General features: G+C 62.4%; 22 protein-coding genes and 2 tRNA genes. 14 read left to right on the top strand and 10 right to left on the bottom strand.

The features are described from left to right. Positions 1 to 106 precede the first annotated feature (106 nt). Positions 107 to 349, top strand: a complete 243-nt coding sequence (locus tag AC5O5I_RS10005; protein ID WP_172231028.1) for a hypothetical protein — start codon at positions 107 to 109, stop codon at positions 347 to 349. Between the two features lie 28 nt (positions 350 to 377). Next, positions 378 to 1,130: a TerC family protein gene (locus AC5O5I_RS10010; RefSeq protein ID WP_172287250.1), complete on the top strand. Its 753-nt coding sequence runs from the start codon at positions 378 to 380 to the stop codon at positions 1,128 to 1,130. Between the two features lie 53 nt (positions 1,131 to 1,183). On the opposite strand, the gene AC5O5I_RS10015 is transcribed toward AC5O5I_RS10010, so the two are convergent. Then, positions 1,184 to 1,357 (bottom strand): hypothetical protein, encoded by a 174-nt coding sequence (locus AC5O5I_RS10015; RefSeq protein WP_172232841.1) that lies wholly within the window; start codon positions 1,355 to 1,357, stop codon positions 1,184 to 1,186. A 167-nt stretch (positions 1,358 to 1,524) separates the two neighbouring features. Here AC5O5I_RS10015 and AC5O5I_RS10020 point away from each other — a divergent pair, with 167 nt between their 5' ends. Continuing rightward, positions 1,525 to 2,268, top strand: a complete 744-nt coding sequence (locus AC5O5I_RS10020) for a peptidase C39 family protein (RefSeq protein WP_172232844.1) — start codon at positions 1,525 to 1,527, stop codon at positions 2,266 to 2,268. Between the two features lie 167 nt (positions 2,269 to 2,435). Here the strand turns inward: AC5O5I_RS10020 and AC5O5I_RS10025 are convergent, their stop codons facing one another. Further along, complete coding sequence (locus AC5O5I_RS10025; protein WP_172287248.1) at positions 2,436 to 3,719, bottom strand: NAD(P)/FAD-dependent oxidoreductase; 1,284 nt, start codon at positions 3,717 to 3,719, stop codon at positions 2,436 to 2,438. A gap of 203 nt (positions 3,720 to 3,922) precedes the next feature. Between AC5O5I_RS10025 and AC5O5I_RS10030 the strand changes: the two genes are divergently transcribed. The 4 genes from AC5O5I_RS10030 (at position 3,923) to AC5O5I_RS10045 (ending at position 5,600) form a co-directional block, all read left to right on the top strand. Next, a tRNA-Val gene (locus AC5O5I_RS10030) sits at positions 3,923 to 3,999 on the top strand. A gap of 170 nt (positions 4,000 to 4,169) precedes the next feature. After that, positions 4,170 to 4,246: transfer RNA gene (locus AC5O5I_RS10035), tRNA-Val, on the top strand. Between the two features lie 131 nt (positions 4,247 to 4,377). Further along, complete coding sequence (locus AC5O5I_RS10040; RefSeq protein WP_172230717.1) at positions 4,378 to 4,947, top strand: SPOR domain-containing protein; 570 nt, start codon at positions 4,378 to 4,380, stop codon at positions 4,945 to 4,947. Between the two features lie 227 nt (positions 4,948 to 5,174). Next, positions 5,175 to 5,600: a GTP pyrophosphokinase gene (locus AC5O5I_RS10045; RefSeq protein WP_172230720.1), complete on the top strand. Its 426-nt coding sequence runs from the start codon at positions 5,175 to 5,177 to the stop codon at positions 5,598 to 5,600. Between the two features lie 3 nt (positions 5,601 to 5,603). Here AC5O5I_RS10045 and AC5O5I_RS10050 read toward each other — a convergent pair whose 3' ends face one another. The 3 genes from AC5O5I_RS10050 to AC5O5I_RS10060 form a co-directional block, all read right to left on the bottom strand. Further along, entirely contained in the window at positions 5,604 to 6,296 is a 693-nt protein-coding gene (locus tag AC5O5I_RS10050) for an endonuclease (protein WP_172230723.1), read from the bottom strand. Positions 6,297 to 6,302: 6 nt separating this feature from the next. Further along, positions 6,303 to 6,545 carry a DUF1654 domain-containing protein gene (locus AC5O5I_RS10055; RefSeq protein WP_172230726.1) on the bottom strand — a complete coding sequence of 81 codons (243 nt, stop codon included), beginning with the start codon at positions 6,543 to 6,545 and terminating at the stop codon, positions 6,303 to 6,305. A gap of 241 nt (positions 6,546 to 6,786) precedes the next feature. Beyond that, entirely contained in the window at positions 6,787 to 7,791 is a 1,005-nt protein-coding gene (locus AC5O5I_RS10060; RefSeq protein ID WP_172286376.1) for a LacI family DNA-binding transcriptional regulator, read from the bottom strand. A 139-nt stretch (positions 7,792 to 7,930) separates the two neighbouring features. Here AC5O5I_RS10060 and hpsN point away from each other — a divergent pair, with 139 nt between their 5' ends. From hpsN to AC5O5I_RS10080, 4 genes are all read left to right on the top strand, one after another. Continuing rightward, a complete protein-coding gene (hpsN, locus tag AC5O5I_RS10065) occupies positions 7,931 to 9,244 on the top strand; it encodes a sulfopropanediol 3-dehydrogenase (RefSeq protein ID WP_172286377.1) in 1,314 nt (437 codons plus the stop codon). Positions 9,245 to 9,309: 65 nt separating this feature from the next. Further along, positions 9,310 to 10,065 (top strand): SDR family NAD(P)-dependent oxidoreductase, encoded by a 756-nt coding sequence (locus AC5O5I_RS10070; RefSeq protein WP_172286378.1) that lies wholly within the window; start codon positions 9,310 to 9,312, stop codon positions 10,063 to 10,065. A 52-nt stretch (positions 10,066 to 10,117) separates the two neighbouring features. Continuing rightward, complete coding sequence (locus AC5O5I_RS10075; protein ID WP_172231608.1) at positions 10,118 to 11,455, top strand: MFS transporter; 1,338 nt, start codon at positions 10,118 to 10,120, stop codon at positions 11,453 to 11,455. A gap of 33 nt (positions 11,456 to 11,488) precedes the next feature. After that, positions 11,489 to 12,496: an alcohol dehydrogenase catalytic domain-containing protein gene (locus AC5O5I_RS10080; protein WP_172231611.1), complete on the top strand. Its 1,008-nt coding sequence runs from the start codon at positions 11,489 to 11,491 to the stop codon at positions 12,494 to 12,496. A gap of 87 nt (positions 12,497 to 12,583) precedes the next feature. Here the strand turns inward: AC5O5I_RS10080 and AC5O5I_RS10085 are convergent, their stop codons facing one another. From AC5O5I_RS10085 to AC5O5I_RS10100, 4 genes are all read right to left on the bottom strand, one after another. Next, positions 12,584 to 13,573, bottom strand: coding sequence for an Ldh family oxidoreductase (locus AC5O5I_RS10085; protein WP_494512504.1), 990 nt, complete (start codon positions 13,571 to 13,573; stop codon positions 12,584 to 12,586). Positions 13,574 to 13,594: 21 nt separating this feature from the next. Next, a complete protein-coding gene (gene dctA, locus AC5O5I_RS10090) occupies positions 13,595 to 14,896 on the bottom strand; it encodes a C4-dicarboxylate transporter DctA (RefSeq protein WP_172286381.1) in 1,302 nt (433 codons plus the stop codon). Positions 14,897 to 15,162: 266 nt separating this feature from the next. Continuing rightward, positions 15,163 to 16,332, bottom strand: a complete 1,170-nt coding sequence (locus AC5O5I_RS10095) for a UxaA family hydrolase (RefSeq protein WP_172225362.1) — start codon at positions 16,330 to 16,332, stop codon at positions 15,163 to 15,165. A 2-nt stretch (positions 16,333 to 16,334) separates the two neighbouring features. After that, positions 16,335 to 16,619: a UxaA family hydrolase gene (locus AC5O5I_RS10100; RefSeq protein WP_172225359.1), complete on the bottom strand. Its 285-nt coding sequence runs from the start codon at positions 16,617 to 16,619 to the stop codon at positions 16,335 to 16,337. Between the two features lie 136 nt (positions 16,620 to 16,755). Here AC5O5I_RS10100 and AC5O5I_RS10105 point away from each other — a divergent pair, with 136 nt between their 5' ends. The 3 genes from AC5O5I_RS10105 to AC5O5I_RS10115 all read left to right on the top strand — a co-directional run bounded on the left by AC5O5I_RS10105 (position 16,756) and on the right by AC5O5I_RS10115 (position 20,496). Continuing rightward, the gene (locus AC5O5I_RS10105) at positions 16,756 to 17,496 is read left to right on the top strand and encodes a GntR family transcriptional regulator (protein ID WP_218583479.1); all 741 of its coding nucleotides are present in this window, start codon (positions 16,756 to 16,758) and stop codon (positions 17,494 to 17,496) included. A gap of 130 nt (positions 17,497 to 17,626) precedes the next feature. Then, a complete protein-coding gene (locus tag AC5O5I_RS10110; RefSeq protein ID WP_494512752.1) occupies positions 17,627 to 19,726 on the top strand; it encodes a TonB-dependent receptor family protein in 2,100 nt (699 codons plus the stop codon). Between the two features lie 272 nt (positions 19,727 to 19,998). Continuing rightward, positions 19,999 to 20,496, top strand: coding sequence for a GNAT family N-acetyltransferase (locus AC5O5I_RS10115; protein ID WP_172286383.1), 498 nt, complete (start codon positions 19,999 to 20,001; stop codon positions 20,494 to 20,496). 51 nt (positions 20,497 to 20,547) lie between these two features. On the opposite strand, the gene AC5O5I_RS10120 is transcribed toward AC5O5I_RS10115, so the two are convergent. Next, complete coding sequence (locus AC5O5I_RS10120) at positions 20,548 to 21,636, bottom strand: asparaginase (protein ID WP_172225350.1); 1,089 nt, start codon at positions 21,634 to 21,636, stop codon at positions 20,548 to 20,550. Positions 21,637 to 22,029 lie beyond the last annotated feature (393 nt).

Raw genomic sequence — 22,029 nt, forward strand, 5'->3', positions numbered from 1 at the left:
AGTATAACCGCTGAAAATACGAATTTTCCTGATGTATTGCGTTGGCTAGAATTCTCCACCATCAGGCGCCCTGTGCGCCGCCGGAATATCGACAAGCGAGGAACCCATGCTGCAATTCAAATCCATCGGCACGCCGCTGGTGCTAGCCTTGGCCCTGTTCACCCTGGCCGGTTGCGACCAGGCCGAGAAATCTGCCCAGCAGATGCTCGACCAGGCGGCGCAGTCGGCCAAACAGGCCATCGATGACACCAACAAGGCCGCCCAGCAAGCGTTGAACGAGGCTATCGGCACTGAAGGGCAGAAGCCCAAGGACGCCGAAAACAAAAAACAAGACACCCAGGAAATCTGACCCCAACCGCCGCTGCAGGACTTGAACAATGGAATACTTGCTGGAACTCGCCGCTAGCCCTACCGCCTGGGTCGCCCTGGCTACGCTGGTAGCCATGGAAGTCGTACTGGGCATCGACAACCTGATCTTCATCTCCATCCTGACCAACAAGCTGCCGGTGGAGTACCGCTCCAAGGCACGGCGTATCGGTATCAGCATGGCCCTGGTGATGCGCCTGGCCTTGCTCAGCACGGTGGCCTGGATCGTGCAGCTGACCGACCCGGTGTTCGAGGTGTTCGGCAATGCGTTCTCGTGGAAGGACGTGATCCTGATTGCTGGTGGCCTGTTCCTGCTGTGGAAGGCAACCAAGGAGATTCACGAAAACGTCGACCCGCATGGCGCCAAGGAAGAAGCCAAGGTGGGTTCGACAGTTACCCTGGGCTTTGCTGCGGCAATCTTCCAGATCCTGCTGCTGGACATTGTCTTCTCGGTCGACAGCATCATCACCGCCGTGGGCATGACCGAGCACCTGCCGATCATGATCATCGCCGTGATCACTGCGGTCATCGTGATGATGGTGGCTGCCGACCCGCTGGCCAACTTCATCAACGACAACCCGACCGTGGTCATGCTGGCGCTGGGCTTCCTGATCATGATCGGCATGACCCTGATCGCCGAAGGCTTTGGCGCCCATGTACCGAAAGGTTATGTGTATGCGGCCATGGCGTTCTCGACGGTGATCGAGATGCTCAACATCTTCGCCCGCCGGGCGCGCATGAAGCGCGAGGCGGCGGAAGGTTGATGTGAAAACGGGGCGCGTTGCGCCCCGTTTGCGGGCCTCGGGTAATGCTCAGATCAGTGCACTCCGGCATGCCGCCCCGTGCGGCGCACGGTTTGCGGCTTGGCCGGGGTTTGGGGTGGCAGGTGGTGGGCATGACGCCGCACGATACGCAGTACACCCCACAACATGGCGGCTGCGACGCTCAGCCACATACCCACCAGCATGAGGATTGCCAAGGTCAGGCTCATCTGTGCCTCCATCTCTACAGCAAGCGCTCGGGGATGCCAGCGCTCGCGTTCCAGACACAGCTTTAGTCTAGCTCGGCCCGTGTGACGTTCCATCGAATAAAGCCCTGCGCTTTGGTCCGATTCGCTTCAAGCGGCTGTCGGACTATACCCGCGCCGTCGTGGGACCTATGATCGGTGCCCAGAGCCGGGCGCTGCCTGCCTGGCGTTGGAACAAGCGAGTGTCCATGGAGCACGTTTCCTGCAAGTCGCCATTCACTGGCTCGCGGCGGTTGCTGCTGGCGTGCCTGATTGCGGTAACCCTGGCTGGCTGTGCCGGCACGCCTCCCGGCAATCTGAAGGGCCTGCCGCAACGGGTCGAGATCAGCAGCGTGCCCTTCTACCGTGGCAACGCCAACCACAGCGGCGCCATGGCCCTGGCGGCGGTGCTGTCGCAACAGGGCGCGCCGATCACCCCCGGGCTGCTGGACAAACCGCTGAACCTGCCCCAGGGCGCCGAAACACTGGACAGCGGCATCCCCCGCGTGGCGCGGGACTACGGCATGGTGGTGTACCCGTTGGACAAGCAGCTGGACGCGCTGTTGACCCAGGTAGCGGCGGGCAACCCGGTGTTGCTGCGTTATGAGGACGGTTCGGCCTGGTGGAGCGAGCCACGCTATGCCGTGCTGATCGGTTATGACCGCTACAAGCAGCGGGTGCTATTGCGCTCGGGCATGCACCGGCGGCAGGTGATGGCGTTCGATGATTTTGTCTCGGCGTGGGCCAAGCAGGGAAGTTGGGCGGTGCTGGTGCAGCCACCGCGCCAGTTGCCGGCCCAGGTCGACCGCCAGCGTTGGTTGCAGGCTGCGGATGAGCTGGCGCGGGCGGGGCAGGAGATTGCGGCGAAGCAGGCCGTGAACAGCCTGAACAAATAAGTGTGCCGCTGCCGGAATGCCAGTCATTCAAGCAATTGGGGCCGCTTTGCAGCCCATCGCATTCAAGCCATGCTCCGTACTTGTGGGAGCATGGCTTGCCGGCGACGGGCTGCGCAGCAGCCCCATTAACCTTTTGACCGGCATTAGCCGCTACCGGCCTGCCTGCATCAGAAGCCCAGGCGATCGCGCAGGCTGTAGTACCAGGCACCGATGGCGCTGAACGGTACGCGCAGCATCTGGCCACCCGGGAACGGGTAGTGCGGCAGGCCGGCGAAGGCATCGAAACGCTCGGCCTGGCCACGCAGAGCCTCGGCCAGCACCTTGCCCGCCAGGTGGGTGTAGGTGACGCCGTGGCCCGAGCAGCCCTGGGAGTAGTAGATATTGTCGCCGATACGGCCGACCTGAGGCAGGCGCGATAGCGTCAGCAGGAAGTTACCGGTCCAGGCGTAGTCGATTTTCACGTTCTTCAGCTGCGGGAACGCCTTGATCATCTTCGGACGGATGATCGCCTCGATGTTGGCCGGGTCACGCGCGCCGTACACCACGCCACCGCCGAAGATCAGGCGCTTGTCGCTGGTCAGGCGATAGTAGTCGAGCAGGTAGTTGCAGTCCTCGACGCAGTAGTCCTGTGGCAGCAGCGTGCGCGCCAGTTCCTCGCCCAGTGGCTCGGTGGTGATCACCTGGGTGCCGCATGGCATCGACTTGGCGGCCAGCTCGGGTACCAGGTTGCCCAGGTAGGCGTTGCCGGCGACAATGATGAACTTGGCGCGGACCTTGCCCTGCGGGGTGTGTACGACCGGGTTGGCACCGCGCTCGATACGAATGGCCGGGGTTTGCTCATAGATGATGCCGCCCAGCGACTCGACCGCAGCGGCTTCGCCCAGTGCCAGGTTGAGCGGGTGGATGTGGCCGCCGCTCATGTCGAGCATGCCACCGATGTAGCTGTCGCAGGCAACCACTTCGCGGATGCGCTTCTGGTCCATCAGCTCCAGCTGATTATGGCCAAAGCGTTCCCACAGGCGTTTTTGCGACTCCAGGTGGCCCATCTGCTTGCTGGTGATGGCGGCGAATACGCCACCGTCTTTCAGGTCGCACTGAATGTTGTACTTGGCCACGCGCTCACGAATGATGCGCCCGCCTTCGAAAGCCATGTGGCCCAGCAGTTGAGCCTGCTGGGGGCCGACGGTGCGTTCGATGACGTCGATGTCGCGGCTGTAGCTGTTGACGATCTGGCCGCCGTTGCGGCCCGATGCGCCAAAGCCCACCTTGGCCGCTTCGACAATGCTCACCTTGAAGCCGTTTTCCAGCAGGAACAGCGCGCTGGACAGGCCGGTGTAGCCGGCACCGATGATACAGACATCGGTTTCCACCTCACCCTGCAGCGCCGGACGTGGCGGCACCGGGTTGGCCGAGGCGGCGTAGTAGGACTGGGGGTAGGGGGTGTTAGCCATGCTGCAGGAACCTCTGTGTTTTATATTTTTAACGAATGTACCGATGCTATCAATAATAATAAACACCCGCTAGTCGTCCGTTGAAAATCCTTTACTCGGCCCCGGGGCAGCACCTTTATATAAAGAGGTTAAGATTCAGTAGGTTAGCTCGAAAAAAAGTGTTGACAGGGTTTTTGGAATCAGTAGAATGCGCACCACACGACAGGCACATAGCTCAGTTGGTTAGAGCACCACCTTGACATGGTGGGGGTCGTTGGTTCGAGTCCAATTGTGCCTACCAAATCGAAGAAGGGGTGATCCGCAAGGGTCATCCCTTTTTTCATTGTCCCGTTTATCGGGCAATGCGACTGCGATTGAAGGGTGATGCGCTGGCAGTCGAAAGTTTTTGATTTTTCTGAAAAAAAAGCTTTACAGGTACGCATTCGATCACTAATATGCGCACCACACGACAGGCACATAGCTCAGTTGGTTAGAGCACCACCTTGACATGGTGGGGGTCGTTGGTTCGAGTCCAATTGTGCCTACCAAATCCGAAAAGGGCGATCAGAAATGATCGCCCTTTTTGCATGTGCGCTCGTAGCAGCGTGTAACCTTTGGTCGCGGTTCCCGGCACTGCCTGCATGCTAGAATCCGCCCCTTCGAATCTGGAGGTACACGCGTGCGCAAACTGGCTGTGGTAATGGCAGTGCTCGCCCTGGCGGGCTGTGAAAACGAGGTCGAAGGCGTACACAAGCAGGTGGCCGAACACCTGCACAACCCCAAGACGGCCAAGTTCGGCAACGTACGCATCGATACCCAGGGCACCATCTGCGGCCAGGTCCGCGGCAAGGATGATGCCGGGCAGTACGAGGCCTATCGCAGCTACGTGGCGATCAAGCGCGATGGCCAGTACGACATCATCGTCGACGACAGCGGCAATAACCTGCGCATTCGCGAGATCTGCGGTGGTGCCGACCTGCAGCGGCGCGCCGACGCGCTGGCTGACCAGCCGGCCCCGCAAGGCTGGGATGTAGAAGTGGTCCAGGGCGCCAACATGGGCGCACTCAGCGACATGACCGCACGCCTGATCGAAAAGGGCATCCCGTCCTCGGTTGAGTACCGCAACGGCAAGCCGGTGGTGCTGATGGGGCCATTCCCTACCCGCGAAGAAGCGCAGGCGCGCAGGGACGAGGTAATGGCCAAACTGGGCACCGACTCGGTGGTCATCCAGCACGGCGTGGCCCGCTGATTTCACGATCAATGTAGATAGTCTGCAGGTTCACCCGCTAATGCGACGGCGGCTGCGACGGTGAATGGCCGGGGGATATTGGCCTGCAGGCCCGGCCCTTTCGCGGCGGTTCGACGGCTGAAGGGATGTTGGCCAGCCGCTGGTCCTGACCGCAGCCAGTGCTTGCGACATTTTTCACACAAGTTTGGCTATGCTTGGGTTGGGAGATGCTGAACGGGGAGGGCCTCATGTCTACACTGGAGCGGGCCATTGCCGTGGCTGCCAGGGCGCATGAAGGGCAATACGACAAGGGTGGGGCGGCTTATATCCTCCACCCGCTACGCGTGATGATGCGGGTTGCCACACCTGAACAACGGATTGTCGCGGTGCTTCACGACGTGATCGAAGACACGCCGCTGACCTTGTCCGACCTGGCCCGCGAGGGCTTTGCGCTGAAGATCCTTGCCGCCTTGCTGGCGCTTAGCCGCCGCGAGGGCGAAGCTTACCAGGACTTCGTGGTGCGCCTGGGCGATGACCCGTTGGCGCGCAGCGTCAAACTGGCCGACCTGGCGGACAACAGTGATCTTTCGCGCATCGCTTCCCCAGGCCTTGACGACCTGGCGCGGCTGACCCGTTACCGCCAAGCCAGTGCCTATCTGCAGGCATTGGCGTGATGCTCAGCTGCAGGCATTGAGGTTGACCGGCCCGACAAACTCATTGCCACGCCCCATCAGGCAGGCCACTCGCTGGTTGCGTTGCTGCTCCCAGGCTTGCGGCGGGTAGGTCTTGTTCCAGGCTTCGAACAGCTGGCGGTCCTGTCTGGACAGGCGCAGGTTGTATTGCTTGCTCATGTAGAAATAGGTGCGCGCGATCATGCCGCGGATAGACGGGCGCGGCATGACTTTCTTCGCCTTGAAGTCGACCTGGGTCAGGCAGCTGCCATATTGCCCGCGCTGTTCGGGCAACCAGCCGAAACTGTAGTTGCTGCGGTCGCCGTTGACCTCGCCGATGCTGGGCACCAGGTTGTGCAGGTCGGCCTCGGCGCGCTTGTACGCCTCGTCATGCTGCGAACACTGCTTGCGCCCACCGTTCTGCCAGCACTGGCGCTGGTGGCCGATCTGCCAGGCCGGCACGATGTGCTCCCACTCGATGCGCGCTGCGCGCTGGGCATTCTTGCGCGGGGTGTAGCCGCACGACGCCAGGTCGACCTTGTTGCCCTTGTACTTGCAGCCGCAATAGAACTCGGTCGATTGTGGCGCGTACAACTTCCAGGCGACCTTCTTCGCCTCCTGGAAGGTGCGCGGCGCGTCGGCTTGCACAAATGGGGTGATCAATAACAGGCAGGCTGCCGCGAAAAACGAAACTCTCATGCGTGGTCAGTCTTCCTTTGGCACGGTCCAGAAGATCTGCACGCCGCCATCATCGCGGTGGGCGAGGGTGACATTGTCGTTTTCGGCAATCTCCTCGAGCAGGGTTTCCCAGTCTTCCGGGGTTTCCTGTTCCAGGCGATAGATCAGCGCCGCACGGCTGCGCTGGGCGGTGGGGCTGTTGATGATCTTCTGGATGCGTACACCCAGCTGTTCATAGCTGCTTGGGGTGGCAGAGGCGGTCCTGGACACAGGCATTTCCTTGTTTTGCTGTATGCGCATACAGTATTTCACTGTAAGTAATTTCGCAACAGCCTGTCAGGCGAAAACCTTGCTCAAGCCTGGGCCGGACCGTGGGCGGCTGTATCCCGCGTATTCCACAGGGTTCCTCATCGTCGGGTTCTGATTCAGCAGCGAGCAAAAAAGCGGATTGCCATGGACCCGACCATGATCCTGGCAGGCAAGTGTGTGTGGCGCAGGCGAGCCTCAGTGTTCAGCGCGGCGCAGCGGTTGTGCCGCGCACGATCAGCTCGACCGGCAGGCACTCGCTTTGCGGAGCCTGACCGCTGCGGATCCACTGTAACAAGGTACTGGCGGCACGCTGGCCAAGCTCGTAGGTAGGCAGTAACACGGTCGTCACTCCCGGGGTGACCTGTGCGGTGAGGGGCAGGTTGTCGCACCCGACAATGGACAGGTCCGCCGGGACCTCAAGCCCCAAAGCCTGGGCTTCGAACAGGCAGCCCACGCTGAGCACATCATTGCCGCAGAACACCGCCGTCGGACGCTGGTTCAGGCGCAGCAGCTGGTTGAGCCCGGCACGGCCGCCTTCGAAGCCGAACGGCTGCTCGACGATGTTGCCGTCGGGCAGGGTGCAACCGGCAACGGCCAAGGTTTCGCGGAACCCGGCCAGGCGCGCGCGGGCCCGATCGTTATGGCGAAAGAAACCCGAGATCACGCCCATCTGCCGATGGCCGAGGCGTAACAGGTGCTCGGCAGCCAGCTGGCCGATACGGTAGTTGTCGAAGGCCAGCGACGGCTGGGTAGGGTGGCTGGCCCAGGTCACCAGCAGGCGTACGTCATGCGCACGCACCATCTCCCACACCGGCTGGGGATGGTCCGCACCCACCAGCACCAGGCCATCGATTGCCTGGCCAAGCAGGGCCCGCACCAGCTCCAGCTCGGCGTTGGGGTTGTATTCGTGGGTTGCCAGCAGCAACTGGTAACCCTCGTTGGCCAGGGTGGTCTGCAGGCCTTGCACTGCACGGGCGAAAATGGCGTTGTCGAGCGTGGGCATGATAGCGCCGATGATCCGTGCACGCCCCGAGGCCAATGCCCGGGCCGAGCCGTCGGGCAGGTAGCCAAGGCGCTCGATTGCGTGCTGGATTTTTTCCCGGGTGTCGGCACGCACCAGCTGCGGGTTGGACAGCGCGCGGGAAACCGTGGCGGGGGAGACACCGGCCAGGGCGGCTACATCATGCAGGCGGGGGCGTGAATTCATGGCGGTCTGGTAAGTGAGCGGTACCTGACAATACAACCATTCGGCACTTTTTTCCCAATGTTCTTGATCTTGGCGGAGCAGAGGCTACGTTGAATGAAAGCGCTTTCATTTCTTTGCAAGAACATTTGCCGGAGACACCATGACCATCACTTACCTCAAGCAGGCCAGCAAATCTGCCGACGCCAACACAGCCGAAGCACAGCGAGTGGTAACCGAAATGCTCGAAGACATCCAGCGGCGCGGCGAGGACGCGGTGCGCGACTATGCCCGCACGCTCGACAAGTGGCAGGGCGATATCGTGCTCAGCGATGCCGAGATCGACCGGCGAACTGCGCAGGTGCCCAAACGTGTTCGTGACGACATCGATTTCGCCGCGCGCCAAGTGTATGAATTTGCCTGCGCCCAGCGACGCTCCATCGAAGACCTTGAAGTGACCCTGCCATCCGGAGTAATTGCCGGGCAGCGGGTGATCCCGGTGAATGTGGTGGGCTGCTACGCACCGGCAGGGCGTTACGCGCATATCGCTTCGGCCTACATGGGGGTGGCCACGGCCAAGGCCGCCGGGGTAAGGACGGTGCTGGCATGTTCCAGCCCGTTTCTGGGAGAAAGCATCCACCCCTATGTGCTGTATGCCTTCAAGTCGGCCGGTGCCGACCTGATCATGACCCTGGGTGGGGTGCAGGCCATTGCCACCATGGCTTACGGCCTGTTCAGCGGCAAGCCCGCCGATGTCGTGGTGGGGCCCGGCAACAAATTTGTCGCCGAGGCCAAGCGCGCCCTGTTCGGCAAGGTGGGCATCGATGTGTTCGCCGGGCCTTCGGAGGTGGCGGTCATCGCCGATGACAGCGCCGATGCGGCTATCGTGGCCAGTGACCTGGTGGGCCAGGCCGAGCATGGTCACGAGTCGCCGGCCTGGTTGTTCACCACTTCGCGCAGCCTCGCCCAGGCGGTGATGGCCAAGATACCGGAGCTGATCGAAGCCCTGCCGCCGGTAGCCCGCGATGCGGCGTTCTGCGCCTGGCGCGACTATGGCGAAGTGATTCTGTGCGACAGCCGTGACGAGGTGGTAGAGGTGTCCGACCGTTATGCCAGCGAACACCTGGAAGTGCACGCGCACGACCTTGGCTGGTGGCTGGACAACCTGACCTGCTATGGCTCGCTGTTCCTCGGTGAAGAAACCACGGTGGCCTTCGGTGACAAATGCAGCGGGCCCAACCATGTGCTGCCGACCAAAGGTGCAGCCCGCTACTCGGGAGGATTGTCGGTGCACAAGTTCCTCAAGACCTTGACCTGGCAACGCATGCCCCGCAGTGCTGTGCGCCAGATCGGCCAGGTGACGGCGCGCATCTCGCGCCTGGAGGGCATGGAGGCCCATGCGCGCACGGCCGATGACCGCCTGGCCAAGTACTTCCCCGGCGAAGGCTTCGATTGCGGTGAGCCGGTTACCCGCTGAAGCAATCGTCCCTGCTCATCTACCCATACCCGCTCGGGCGCTGGCCCGGGCGACAGGAGTGATGCATGAACCCGGCAGTACTGTTTGACCTGCAAGGCCGCACCGCGCTGGTGACCGGGGGCGGTAGCGGCATCGGCGCGCTGATGGCCCAGGCACTGGGGTCTGCGGGCGCCCGTGTGGTGTTGATGGCGCGTAGCGAAGCAGCCTTGCAGCAGCAGGTTGCGCACTTGCAACAGGCCGATATCGAAGCCAGTTACCGATGCTGCGACCTGACCTGCGTGGATGACCTGCAAGCGGCGGCGCGGTCACTCGGCACGGTGGACATCCTGGTCAATGCCGCTGGCGTCAATCGCCGTGAACCCTTCGAGCAGGTAAGCCCGCAGACCTGGGATGAGCAGTTGGCCCTGCACCTGAAAGCGCCGTTCTTCCTGGCACAGGCTCTGGCCCCAGGCATGGCCGACAGCGGTTGGGGGCGCATCATCAACATTGCGTCGCTGCAGTCCAGCCGCGCCTTCGCCGACAGTGCGCCATACGGCGCCGGTAAAGGCGGCATCGTCCAGCTTACCCGCGCGATCGCCCAACGTTGGTCGCGTCACGGCATCACCTGCAATGCCATCGGCCCGGGGTTCTTTCCTACCGCCTTGACGGCTCAGGTGTTCGCCGACCAGGCATTGGCCCAGCGCCATGCCGAACGCACATGCATCGGGCGCAACGGCAACCTCGAGGACCTGGTGGGTGCCACGCTGTTCTTTGCCAGCAATGCCAGCAGCTACGTCACCGGCCAGACGTTGATGGTCGATGGTGGCTACACCGCCAATTAACCAGGCCGCCCAGCAGGCGGCCACAACCGGTTCGACCGTGGAGATAACAACAATGACTTCCACTGCGCCTGCCTCATCCAACCTGCGTCGTGCCACGATCTCGAGCGTGCTTGGCTCGGTGATCGAATGGTATGACTTCTTCCTGTATGGGGTCGTTGCCGGCCTGGTACTGAACAAGCTGTACTTTCCCGCCGACGACCCATTGATCTCGGTACTGTTGTCCTATGGCGTGTTCGCCGTGGGGTTTATCGCGCGGCCGGTCGGCGGCATTGTCTTTGGCCATTTTGGTGACACCTTGGGCCGCAAGAAAATGCTCATCATCACCCTGGCGTTGATGGGCGGTGCCACGGTCGTTATCGGCCTGATCCCGACCTACGATCAGGTCGGCGTGCTGGCGCCCATCCTGCTGCTGGTGTGCCGCATCCTGCAGGGCATCGGCCTGGGCGGGGAGTGGGGTGGTTCGGTGCTGATGACCTACGAGTCGGCGCCGCCGGCGCGCCGCGGGTTCTACGCCAGCCTGCCGCAGATCGGCATGTCGCTGGGCCTGGTCATTGCATCGGGGGTGATCGGCCTGCTGTCCTGGTTGCTCAGCGATGAGCAGTTCATGAGCTGGGGCTGGCGTTGCGCATTCCTGCTCAGTGGCGTGTTCGTGCTACTGGGCAGCTACATTCGCACCCACGTCAGTGAAACCCAGGACTTCAAGCAAACCCGCCCGCAGGCTGATGCCCCGGCCCGGCAGGCGCTGCCGATCCTGATCATGTTGCGGCGTTACCCGCGGATGATTTTCGCCTGCATGGGCGCGCGAATGATCGATGGGGTGTTCTTCAATGTGTTCGGGGTCTATTCGCTGAACTACCTGACGCAATCGCTGAACCTGCCGCGCACCAGTGCCTTGGTGGGGATCATGCTGAGCGCCTTGCTGATGAGTTGTTTCATTCCACTGTGGGGCCATGTGGCGGACCGTGTTGGCAAGGCGCGGGTGTATGGTGCCGGGGCCTTGCTGTCGGCCTTGTCGGTGTTCCCGGCGTTCTGGGTGATGCACAGCTTTTCCGGGCAACTGGCGCTGGTGTGGCTGGCGATCATCATCCCCTTCGGGATCTTCCATGCGGCCGTGTTCGGCACCATGTCGTCGTTGTTTTCGGAGTGCTTTGACGCCTCGGTGCGTTACACCGGCATTTCGTTCGTGTACCAGGTGGCCGGGGTTTTCGCGGGGGGCATGACACCCATCATCGCTGCATTGCTGACGGGCATGAACGCCGGCGATCCCTGGTTGCTGTGCAGTTACGTGCTTGGCATCGGCTTGCTCAGTGCCTGGTGCGCCCGCTGGATTGGCCGGCACCAGTCGCAGGGCATGACCGAGCCGGGTTACCAGCCTGCCCCGGCACGCTGAAGCGATGCAGGACCCCAACAACAAGGAGCAGCCATGAAAGCGCTTGTCTACACCCAACCGATGCAAATGCAGTTGCAGGAGCGGCCCTACCCGACGCTGCAGGCCGGGGAGGTAATCATCAAAGTGGCCGCTGCCGGTATCTGCGGTTCGGACCTGCACGCCTTCCACGGCCACGACCCGCGGCGCCAGCCGGGGCTGGTGCTGGGCCACGAACTGGCAGGCGTGGTAGTGGCAAGTGCCAGCCCGCGGCTGCAGGAGGGCCAGCGGGTTACCGCGAACCCGCTGATTACCTGCGGCAACTGCGAATATTGCCGTGCCGGGCGCGACAACCTGTGCGCCAACCGCAGCATGATCGGCATGAGCCGGCCGGGTGCCTTCGCCGAATTCCTGGCGATCCCGGCGGCGTCGGTGATCCCCATTCCCGACAGCCTGTCGATGGTGCAGGCGGCAATCACCGAGCCTGCGGCCACTGCCCTGCATGCCATCAACCTGTCATTGCGTGTGCTGGCGCGGCCACTGCCCGAGCTGCGTACCCTGGTCATCGGTGGCGGTGCGGTGGGGCTGCTGGCTGCCCTGCTGTTGCGCAGCTATGGCTGCCGACGGGTGAGCATGGCCGAGGTAAACCCACTGCGCCGCGAGTCTGCCCGCGAGCGTGCAGGCTGCGAGGTGTTCAACCCGCTGCAAGCGGATACCCCGGTCGACGCGTTCGACTACGTGATCGATGCGGTGGGGGCCAAAGCCACCCGTCACGCCGCGCTGCAGGCGATAAAGCCGGGTGGTGTGATCATGCACATTGGCTTGCAGGACTGGGCCAGCGAAATCGACATGCGCAAGCTGACGCTGGCCGAGGTGTCGCTGCTGGGTACCTACACCTACAGCATGGCCGACATGCATGCCACGGTACAGGCGCTGGAAGACGGGGCCTTCGGTGATCTGGGCTGGGTCGAGACGCGGCGCATGAGCGAGGGCGCGCAGGCCTTCGGCGACCTGCATGCGCAGCGCACGGCGTCGAGCAAGCTGGTGTTGTTGCCGGACGTCTGACAGGCAGCATGAGCCCGTCCCTGTGCGGTCGTTGCAGGCGCGGGCTTGTCGCGTGAATGGGGCGCAATGCACCCCAGGCTGGTGAGCTCAGGCGCACATTTGCAACGTATCCAGCAACGCCTGCGGCACTTCGATGAAGTCACTGTTGGCCTGCCGCTCGCGCATCCTCCGCTGCCCTGGCAAACGCACGCCAGGCTGCTCCAGCATGGCCGCGAACAACGCTTCGACATGGCTCAGGTAGCCCACCCCGAACCGTTGCGGGTCGATCAGCAACAACAGGTGAGCCACCCCCGGCGCGTCGCCTTGGGCATCGAAAAACGAGCTGGCCTGGAAACCGAAGTGGCTGCCTGTCAGGCCAGCCGTCAGCAACTCGACCATCAAGGCCAGCGCAGCACCCTTGGCATCGCCCATGGGCAGCATGCTGCCGGCCAGCGCAGCCGCCGGGTCGGTAGTGTCGTTCCCGGCCTGGTCGATGGCCCAACCGGCCGGGATCGACGTGCCGGCCTGCCTGGCCAGCATCACCTTGCCGCGGGCAACTTTCGACAGCGACAGGTCGATGACAACAGGTGCGTCGTCCAGGCGGGGCGAGGCGAAGGCGATGGGATTGGTGCCGAACAACGGTGTGCGCCCGCCCCAAGGCGCCATTGCCGCTGGCGCATTGCTCAGGGCGAGGGCCAGCAAGCCTTCGCGCGCGGCCCGTTCTACCGGTTGCCCGGCCACACCGAAATGGTGCGAGCGGCTGATGGCCAATGCCGCGATACCCAGCCGCCGTGCCGTGGCCATCGCCGGGCCGAGCCCGGCATCGATGGCCGCGAAGGCCAGGCCGAAGGCAGCGTCAACCCGCACCACCGCGCCTTCGACCGACATATCTGGCACGGCCTTGGCGTCGACTTTGCCAGTGGCCATCTGTTCAAGGTAGAACGGCAAGCGCGACAGGCCATGCGATGGCAGGCCTTCGCATTCGGCCTGCACCAGGGCATAGGCGCAGCTCTGCGCGCTGCTTTGCGGCATGCCGGCGCCGAGCAGGGCCTGCACCGCCAGATCACGGGCACGTCGAACGCTGATTTGCACAGTCATGAATTGGCTCCTTGCAGGGGGTCATGATTTTTTCTGCGAAAGGTTCAGGGGGGCTTGATCAAGCGTCGGCAAGCGGCCAGGGGCGGCCAGTTCAGCGCGGGCCTGGGCGAGGTCGAGCTTGCCTTCCCAGCGGGCAATCGCCAGGGTGCCGACCACATTGCCCATCATGTTGGTCAGGGCCCGTACTTCATTGAGAATGCGGTCAATGCCCAGAATCAGCGTAATCGCCGCTACCGGAATGATGTCGTGGCTGGCCAGCGTCGCTGTCAGCACTATCAGGGCCGCACCGGCCACCCCGGCACCGCCTTTGGAGGTGATCAGCAAGATCACCAGCAGGCTCAGTTGCTGGCCCCACGACAAATCGATGTTCAACGCCTGGGCCAGGAACAGCGAGGCCATGGTCAGGTAGATGGCGGCGCCGTCGAGGTTGAACGAGTAGCCCGTTGGCAGCACCAGGCCGACCACCGACTTGTCGCAACCCAGCCGTTCCAGTTTCTGCATCAGCCGGGGCAACACCGACTCGGTGGTAGAGGTGCCCAGCACGATCAGCAACTCCTCGCGAAAGTACTTGAGCAGCGACCAGATATTGACCCCGCAGGCAAAACTGATCGAGCCCAGGACAATCCCGATGAACAGCAGGCTGGTGACATACAGGCAGACAATCAGCAGGCCCATCTGCTGCAGTGCACCGATGCCGTACTTGCCGATGGTGAAGGCCATGGCGCCGAACGCGCCGATCGGAGCCAGCCACATGATCATGCCGACGATGCGCAGCAGGGTTTCGCCAAACTGTTCGATCACCCGCGCGGCCAGCCGGCTGCGCCTGGACATGCCGGACAACGCCACGCCGAACAGCACCGAGAACAACAATACCTGCAGCAGGTTGCCGCTGGCGAAGGCGCCGACCACCGAGTTGGGGATCAACTGGGTGAGCAGGCTGGAAGACTCCTGCGCGTGTACCTGGTCCAGGTACTGCGACATGGCGCCACTGTCGAGGCTGGCCGGGTCGATGTTCATGCCGGCACCGGGCTGCACCAGGTTGGCGATGATCATGCCCAGCAGCAGCGCCAGGGTGGTCACCACTTCGAAGTACATGAAGGTCTTGAAACCGACCTTGCCCAGCTCCTTCAGGCTTTCCATGCGCGCGATGCCGATGGCCACGGTGCAGAAGATCACCAGGGTGATGAGCATCTTGATCAGGCGGATGAAGGTATCACCCAGGGGCTTCATCTCGACCCCGAGCGAGGGCCAGCAGTAGCCGAGGAGAATACCGGCGATCAGGCCGATGACTACCTGGACATACAGGTTCTTGAGAATTTTCACGGTTGTTTCTCCATGAGCGTATACCCCACGCCAATCGCGCTGATCAGGGCAGGGAACAGGGTCTTTATTTTTGTAGGGCCCGGTGCAGGTCAGTACGGTCGTGGTGGTTGCGCGGGCTGGGGGAGAAACAGCGGAGGGGGAGGAGGAGTGGGGGCAGGGCGGAGCGGTTTCATGAAGGTCTCCATTTATGGTTGTTGTGAGACGTACTTCTTGAACGCAGGCAAAAAACCAACGCCGTTGCCCGTGGCAGGCAACGGCGTGGCCGGTCAGGCGCTTTCGAACAACCGGGTCAGCACGAACTCGCGGTGCCCCAGCGCTTCGGCGGCGGTGAAGCGCCCGTTGGCAGTGCGCATCAGCATGTCGAGCAGGCGGTCGCCCGCATCGTCCATGTTTATCTCGCGCCGCAGCAGGCCGGATACATCGACATCGATATGCTCACCCATGGTACGGAAGGTGCGCGGGTTGGCGCAGATCTTGATCACCGGCAAGATAGGGTTGCCGATGACGTTGCCCTGCCCGGTTGGGAAGAAATGCGCCACATACCCGGACGCTGCGCACAAGGTCACCATCTCGGCGGCGGCAGACGACGAGTCCATGAACCACAAGCCCGGCCCGGTGGGTTCCTCGGCCTTGTCCAGCACACCGTCCACCCGGCATTTACGGCCGATCTTCTGGATATTGCCCAAGGCTTTTTCCTCGATGGTGGTCAGGCCCCCCTCGATGTTGCCCTTGGTCGGTTGCGACTCGGACAGGTCGCTGGTTTTCCAGCGGTCGATCATGGCGCTGTAGCGGTCGAACATGAACTGGAATTTCTCCCGCACCGCCGGGGTGCTGCAACGCTCGGCGACCAGGTGTTCGCCGCCAGTCAACTCTGATGTTTCGCCAAACACCAGGGTGCAGCCCTGGGCGTACAGCTTGTCGAAAGCGTTGCCGACGGTGGGGTTGGCGCCACAGCCGGAAGTGGTGTCGGACTCGCCACACTTGGTCGACACCCACAACTCGCTGATGTCGCATGCCTCGCGGCGCAGCTCGGTGGCGTACTGCACGAACTCGCGGGCCTTGCGCGAGGCGGCGCAGATGGTGTTGTGGTCGCCGTTCTGCTCGATCCAGAAGCCTTCCACCGGTTTGCCGGTGGCTCGGATACCCTCGACGACGCGTCGGGTCCAGCCTGGCTCGATGCCGATCACTACCACTGCCGCGACGTTGGGGTTGCAGCCGGTGCCGATCAGGGTGCGGAAGTGCAACTCCAGGTCCTCGCCGAACTGCAGCCGACCATAAGGGTGCGGCAGCCCGAGGGTGCCCTTGATGTTGTTGGCCACCGCTTCGGCAGCGGCATTGGAGATGTCGTCCACCGGCAGGATGATCACGTGGTTGCGAATGCCCACACGGCCATTGTCGCGGCGGTAGCCCAGGAAAGTGCGCCCGTTGAGTTCCATGCTTACCACCTCTTGGTTTTGACGTTGTGGACGTGGAGGTGCTCGCCTTCACGGATGGGCTTGACGACCCGGCCGATATCGACCCCGTACTTGATCACGGTATCGCCTTCCTGCAGGTCACGAATGGCCAGTTTGTGGCCGATCGGGATGGCGTCACGCACCACGAATTCCAGGGTCTGGTCCTGGTCCATGACCCAACCTGTCAACTTCTGGCCCGCCTGCACGCCTTCGACTACGACGACGCCGACAGCGTCGTCGGCATCGTGGACGACAAAATCAATGCTCATTGTTGTTCTCCTGTGACGGTCATTCATATGCCGTAGGTCATGTATAGGACATAGGTTGTAGGATAGTCAAGGCGAGATGCTTTTTCCCTCGTTCGGGTTATACTCCAGCTCTACGAACTGCCGACGCCAGATGCCCATGAACGACGCCCTGCAAAATCCGCCCAAGGCCCCGACCTTTCAGCCGCTGTACATGCAGATCAAGGACTTGCTGATGGAGCGCATCCAGTCAGGGGAGTGGTCACCTGGCACGTTCATTCCCAGCGAGGCTGCATTGGCGACCACTTATCAGGTCAGCGTCGGCACGCTGCGCAAGGCGCTCAATGAGCTGGTGGCCGAGAATGTGGTGGTACGCCAGCAGGGCAAGGGAACGTCGGTTGCCACCCATGATGGTGACCATGCCTTGTTCCGTTTCTTCAATATCTGCCGCCCGGACGGCGAACGCTGCCTGCCGGTGTCGATCGTGCTGGGGCGCAAGGTACGCAAGGCCAGCGTGCAGGAAGCACAAGCGCTGGGCCTGCAGCCGGGGGCCAAGGTCATCCATATTTCGCGCATCCGCGAACTGGACGGCAAGCCAGCCATCTACGAAGACATCATCCTGTGTGCCGAGCGTTTCTTCGGCCTGGAGCGCCAGCCGGAAGTGCTGCCCAACACCCTCTACCGGCTATATCAGCAGCGCTTCGGGGCAACGGTGGCGCATGCCGATGAGCGTATTTTCGCTATCTGTGCCGATGCCGATCAGGCCCAGTTGTTGGGTCTGGAGCCAGGCGCGCCGCTGCTGCAGATCGTGCGCATTGCGCTGGATTACCAGGGCAGGGCAATCGAGAAGCGGCTGTCGGTGGTCAGCACCCAAGGCCACTGTTACATCAACAGGATCTAGGCCTGCGTTACCAACACCCTTTGAATTCATCTATCTGCTTTCGTATACCGTGCCAGCCGCACGGTGGCGTTGCCCCGGGCGTGACCTGCAAAGGGTCGGCCTGGGTTTCAGGAAGTTTTGCATGTATCAAATCCCTTCTCGTTTACCCGCACGCACGGGCCTTGCCCTGTTTCTGGCAGGGGGCATGAATGCCGCTGGCCATGCCGCCCCCCGTGCCCCCGATGTGGTGGTCATGGACCCCATGGTGGTCACCGGTGCCTATGCGCCCACCAGCAGCTTCGACTTGCCGTTTTCGGTCGATACCGTTGACCTGTCCAACGGCACCGACGGCCAGCTTGGCGTCAACCTGTCGGAAGTTCTGACCAAGGTGCCGGGGCTGGTGGTGCAGAACCGCCAGAACTACGCCCAGGACCTGCAGATTTCCTCGCGCGGCTACGGTGCCCGTTCAGCGTTCGGTGTACGCGGCATCAAGCTGCTGAGCGACGGTATACCCGCCAGCACCCCCGATGGCCAGGGGCAGGCGGCCACGCTCAACCTGGACGTGGCCGAGCGCATCGAGGTGCTGCGCGGCCCTGCCGCGACGCTGTACGGCAGCAATGCCGGTGGGGTGATCCAGATGTTCACCCGTGACGGCCAGGGGCCGGCCCGGGTCGGCGCCGAAACCACCTTCGGCAGCGATGGCTTCAACAAGAACCACCTGTCTGCCGAAGGCGGTACCGACACCGCCGGTTTCGTCCTGGATGCATCGCGCATGGACACCGATGGCTACCGCGACCACAGTGCCGCGCGTCGCGATCAGACCTTCGCCAAGGTCAATTTCAAGCTCGACGATGACTCGCGCCTGGCGCTGATCTACAGCAGCCTGGAGCAGAACAACACGCAGGACCCGCTGGGGCAGACCTGGGACGCCTACAAACACGACCCGCGTTCAAGCGCCCCAGTGGCGGATACCTACAACACCCGCAAGAGCATCGATCATCAGCAGCTTGGCATGAACTACGAGCGCTATTTCGACGATGCCACGCTGCAGTTCAACCTGTATGCGGGGCAGCGCAGTGTGGTGCAGTACCTGTCCATTCCCAGGACAGTTGCCTCCAACAGCCAGCGCGGTGGCGGGGTGGTGGATTTTGATCGGCAGTTTCACGGTGGCACCCTGCGCTGGATCCAGCCGGTTGCCGCTGTGCCGGGCAACCTCACCTTTACCGTCGGCGCCGATTACGACCAGAGCAAGGACGACCGCCGCGGCTACCAGAACTTCAGCGGCGACCAGCTAGGCGTGAAGGGCGAACTGCGCCGTGACGAGCAGGACACCGCCACCAGCCTGGACCCGTACCTTCAGGCCCACTGGGAAATCGGCAACTGGACCAGCGAGCTGGGGCTGCGCTACAGCACGATGGAAATGCGGGTAGATGACCATTACCTGGCCAACGGTGATTCCAGCGGCTCGAAAAAGTACCAGCAGGCCACGCCTTCGCTGTCGGTGATGTACGCGTTCACGCCTGACCTGCGTGGCTACGTGAGTGTTGGCAAAGGCTTCGAAACCCCCACGCAGGCCGAGATGGCCTATGCCCCGGGTACCGCCGAAAGCTTCAACTTCGGCCTCGAACCCGCCACCAGCATGCAGTATGAAATGGGCGTGAAGTACCGGCTTGGCGAACGCACGCGGCTGAATGTGGCGGTGTATGAGATTCGGACCGATGACGAAATCGTCGTCGACAGTTCAAAAGACGGCCGCACCAGCTATCGCAATGCCGGGCGTACTGTGCGGCGCGGTTTTGAGGCGAGCCTGCAGAGTGACCTGAGCGAGCAGTGGCAGACCACCCTGGTCTACACCCGCACCGATGCGCGCTACGCCGAGGATGTCAGTCAGACCATCGAAAGCGGTAACCGGTTGCCCGGTGTGCCGCTCGACAACCTGTATGGCGAGCTGCTGTGGAAGCCCGTCGCGTCCATCAGCATGGGTGTTGAAGGCCAGTACCGCAGCAAGGTCTACGTGGATGACAGCAACAGCGCCAAGGCGGCGCCGGCGTATGCCGTGTTCAACTGGCGCACGCGGTTCGAGCAGCATGTCGGGGCGTGGACGTTCCACCAGCTGGTGCGGCTGGACAACCTGTTTGACCGGCAGTACGTGGGGTCGGTGATTGTCGGCGACGGCAATGGGCGGTACTACGAGGCAGCGCCTGGGCGCTCCTGGTATGCGGGGGCGGGGTTGGAGTATCGGTTCCGGTAACGGTGTTGCTGACAGGTTTTGGGGCTGGCCCGGAATACTCCCCACCGGGCCGATCCGAGCGCAGTTTGACGAACAGAAGCTGCAGCAGTTGATGGGGTTGTTGAATGACCTGAAGCGTATCGAACCTTGATTCCCCAGGCCGCTCCTGCTTCGACTGCATGGGTGTCAAGCCATCTGCAGTATCGGTGGGAGCCTGGCTTGCCAGCGCTCACCGGCGCAGCCGGTGCCATGCACTGCGATAATACAATCAAACTGATTCTGGAGCCTGTCCCATGAGCAACACGCAATTCCGCCAGCCTGTCGTGGCAGACGCCGAGCGCTGCTACGCCATCGAGATTGGCGCCTACGAGGGTGACGAAGCCGCCACCCTGGAAAAGATCCGCACCCGTATCAGCCAGTACCCGCAAGGCTTCCTGCTGCTCGAAGACTCGCAAGGCATCGTCGGCTTCATCAACAGCGGCTGCGCCCACCAGGTAGTGATGTCCGACGAAGCGTTCAAGGAACTGGTCGGCCACGACCCGCAGGCACCCAACGTGGTGATCATGTCGGTAGTGGTCGACCCGGCAGAACAGGGCAAAGGCTACGCCAGGTTGCTGATGAATGAATTCATCCAGCGCATGAAGGCGCAGGGCAAGCAGACCATTCACCTGATGTGCAAGGAACAGCACGTCGAGTTGTACCGCAAGATGGGCTATCAGTACGTACAGCCTTCGCCCTCTGACCACGGCGGCATGGCCTGGCATGAAATGGTCATGAACCTGCAGGGGTGAGACCCAGGGAAGCGGGGCACGAGGGTGCCCCGGCTTCCTCGGGTTAAGCGATCAATACTCCCAGAAGATCCGCTGCAGCTCTTTGCTGTCCTGGGTCTTGGTCATCGCCACCATCGCCAGAATCCGCGCCTTCTGCGGGTTCAGGTCATGGGCCACGACCCAGTCGTTCTTGTCATCGGGCTGCTCGGCGTTGCGCAGCACGAAGCCACCCTGGTTGACGTGGGACGAACGGATGATCTGCACGCCATTCTTGCGCAGCTCCTGCAGCGCCGGCACCACCCGCGACGACACCGAACCGTTGCCGGTACCAGCATGGATCAGCGCCTTGGCACCGCCCTGTGCCAGCGCCTTGTAGGCGGTGTCGGTGACGTTGCCATAGCCATAGGCGATGTCCACCTGCGGCAGGCTGCTGATCTGCTTGATGTCGAACTCGGAGTTGACCGTGTGGCGCTTGGCCGGCAGGCGGAACCAGTAGGACTTGCCTTCCACTACCATGCCCATCGGGCCCCAGGCGCTCTTGAAGGCTTCGGTCTTGATGTTGACCGATTTGCTGACATCACGACCCGACTGGATCTCGTCGTTCATGGTCACCAGCACGCCCTTGCCACGCGACTGCTTGTCGCCGGCCACGGCCACGGCGTTGTACAGGTTGAGCATGCCGTCTGCGGACATGGCGGTGCCCGGGCGCATCGAACCGACGACCACGATCGGCTTGTCGGTCTTTTCCACCAGGTTGAGGAAGAACGCGGTCTCTTCCAGGGTGTCGGTGCCGTGGGTGATGACGATACCGTCGACGTCGTTGCTATCGGCCAGTTCGGCAACGCGCTTGCCCAGTTTCAGCAAGTCTTCGTTGGTGATGCTTTCGGAGGCGATCTGCATCACCTGCTCGCCGCGGACGTTGGCGATATCGGCCAGTTCCGGCACGCCGGCGATCAGCTTGTCGACGCCCAGCTTGGCGGCCTGGTAGGTGGCGCTGTTGGCGGCGCTGGCGCCAGCACCGGCAATGGTGCCGCCAGTGGCGAGGATGACCACGTTGGCCAGCTTCTGCTGGGTTTCGGCTTCTTTGGCCGAGGCGGTGGCGGGCAGGATCAGCAGCAGGGCGAGTGCGCTGGGGGCGAAGGTTTTCAGTGCGGCATTCATCGTTATTGTTCTCTCTTCCTAATGAGACGTTTGTTGTGTCGCCCCGTGTTTCAGGCACTTTTCATACCACACCGGAGCGTGCTGTCTGCAGGAGCGGCCTTGTGCCGCGATGGGCTGCGTAGCAGCCCCGACTTTCTTCGCTGAATCATCCATCCTGGGGCTGCTGCGCAGCCCATCGCGACACAAGGCCGCGCCTGCAAAGGCAAGCATTCCATTCGAGATTCCGAACAAGCATAGGAAAAGGTGTTCGGTTTTTCGGAAAAAATCTGGATAATCGGGCCAGCAGTGTTTTGGCCAACGATAGCCAAGCGGCATTGACAAACCACGGTCCTGTTACCATAGTTAGTCAACGCAAACGTTTGCGATCCGATAAAAAAACAAGATTCGGAGTCA

The organism is Pseudomonas sp. 9_2_1, assembly GCF_059295275.1.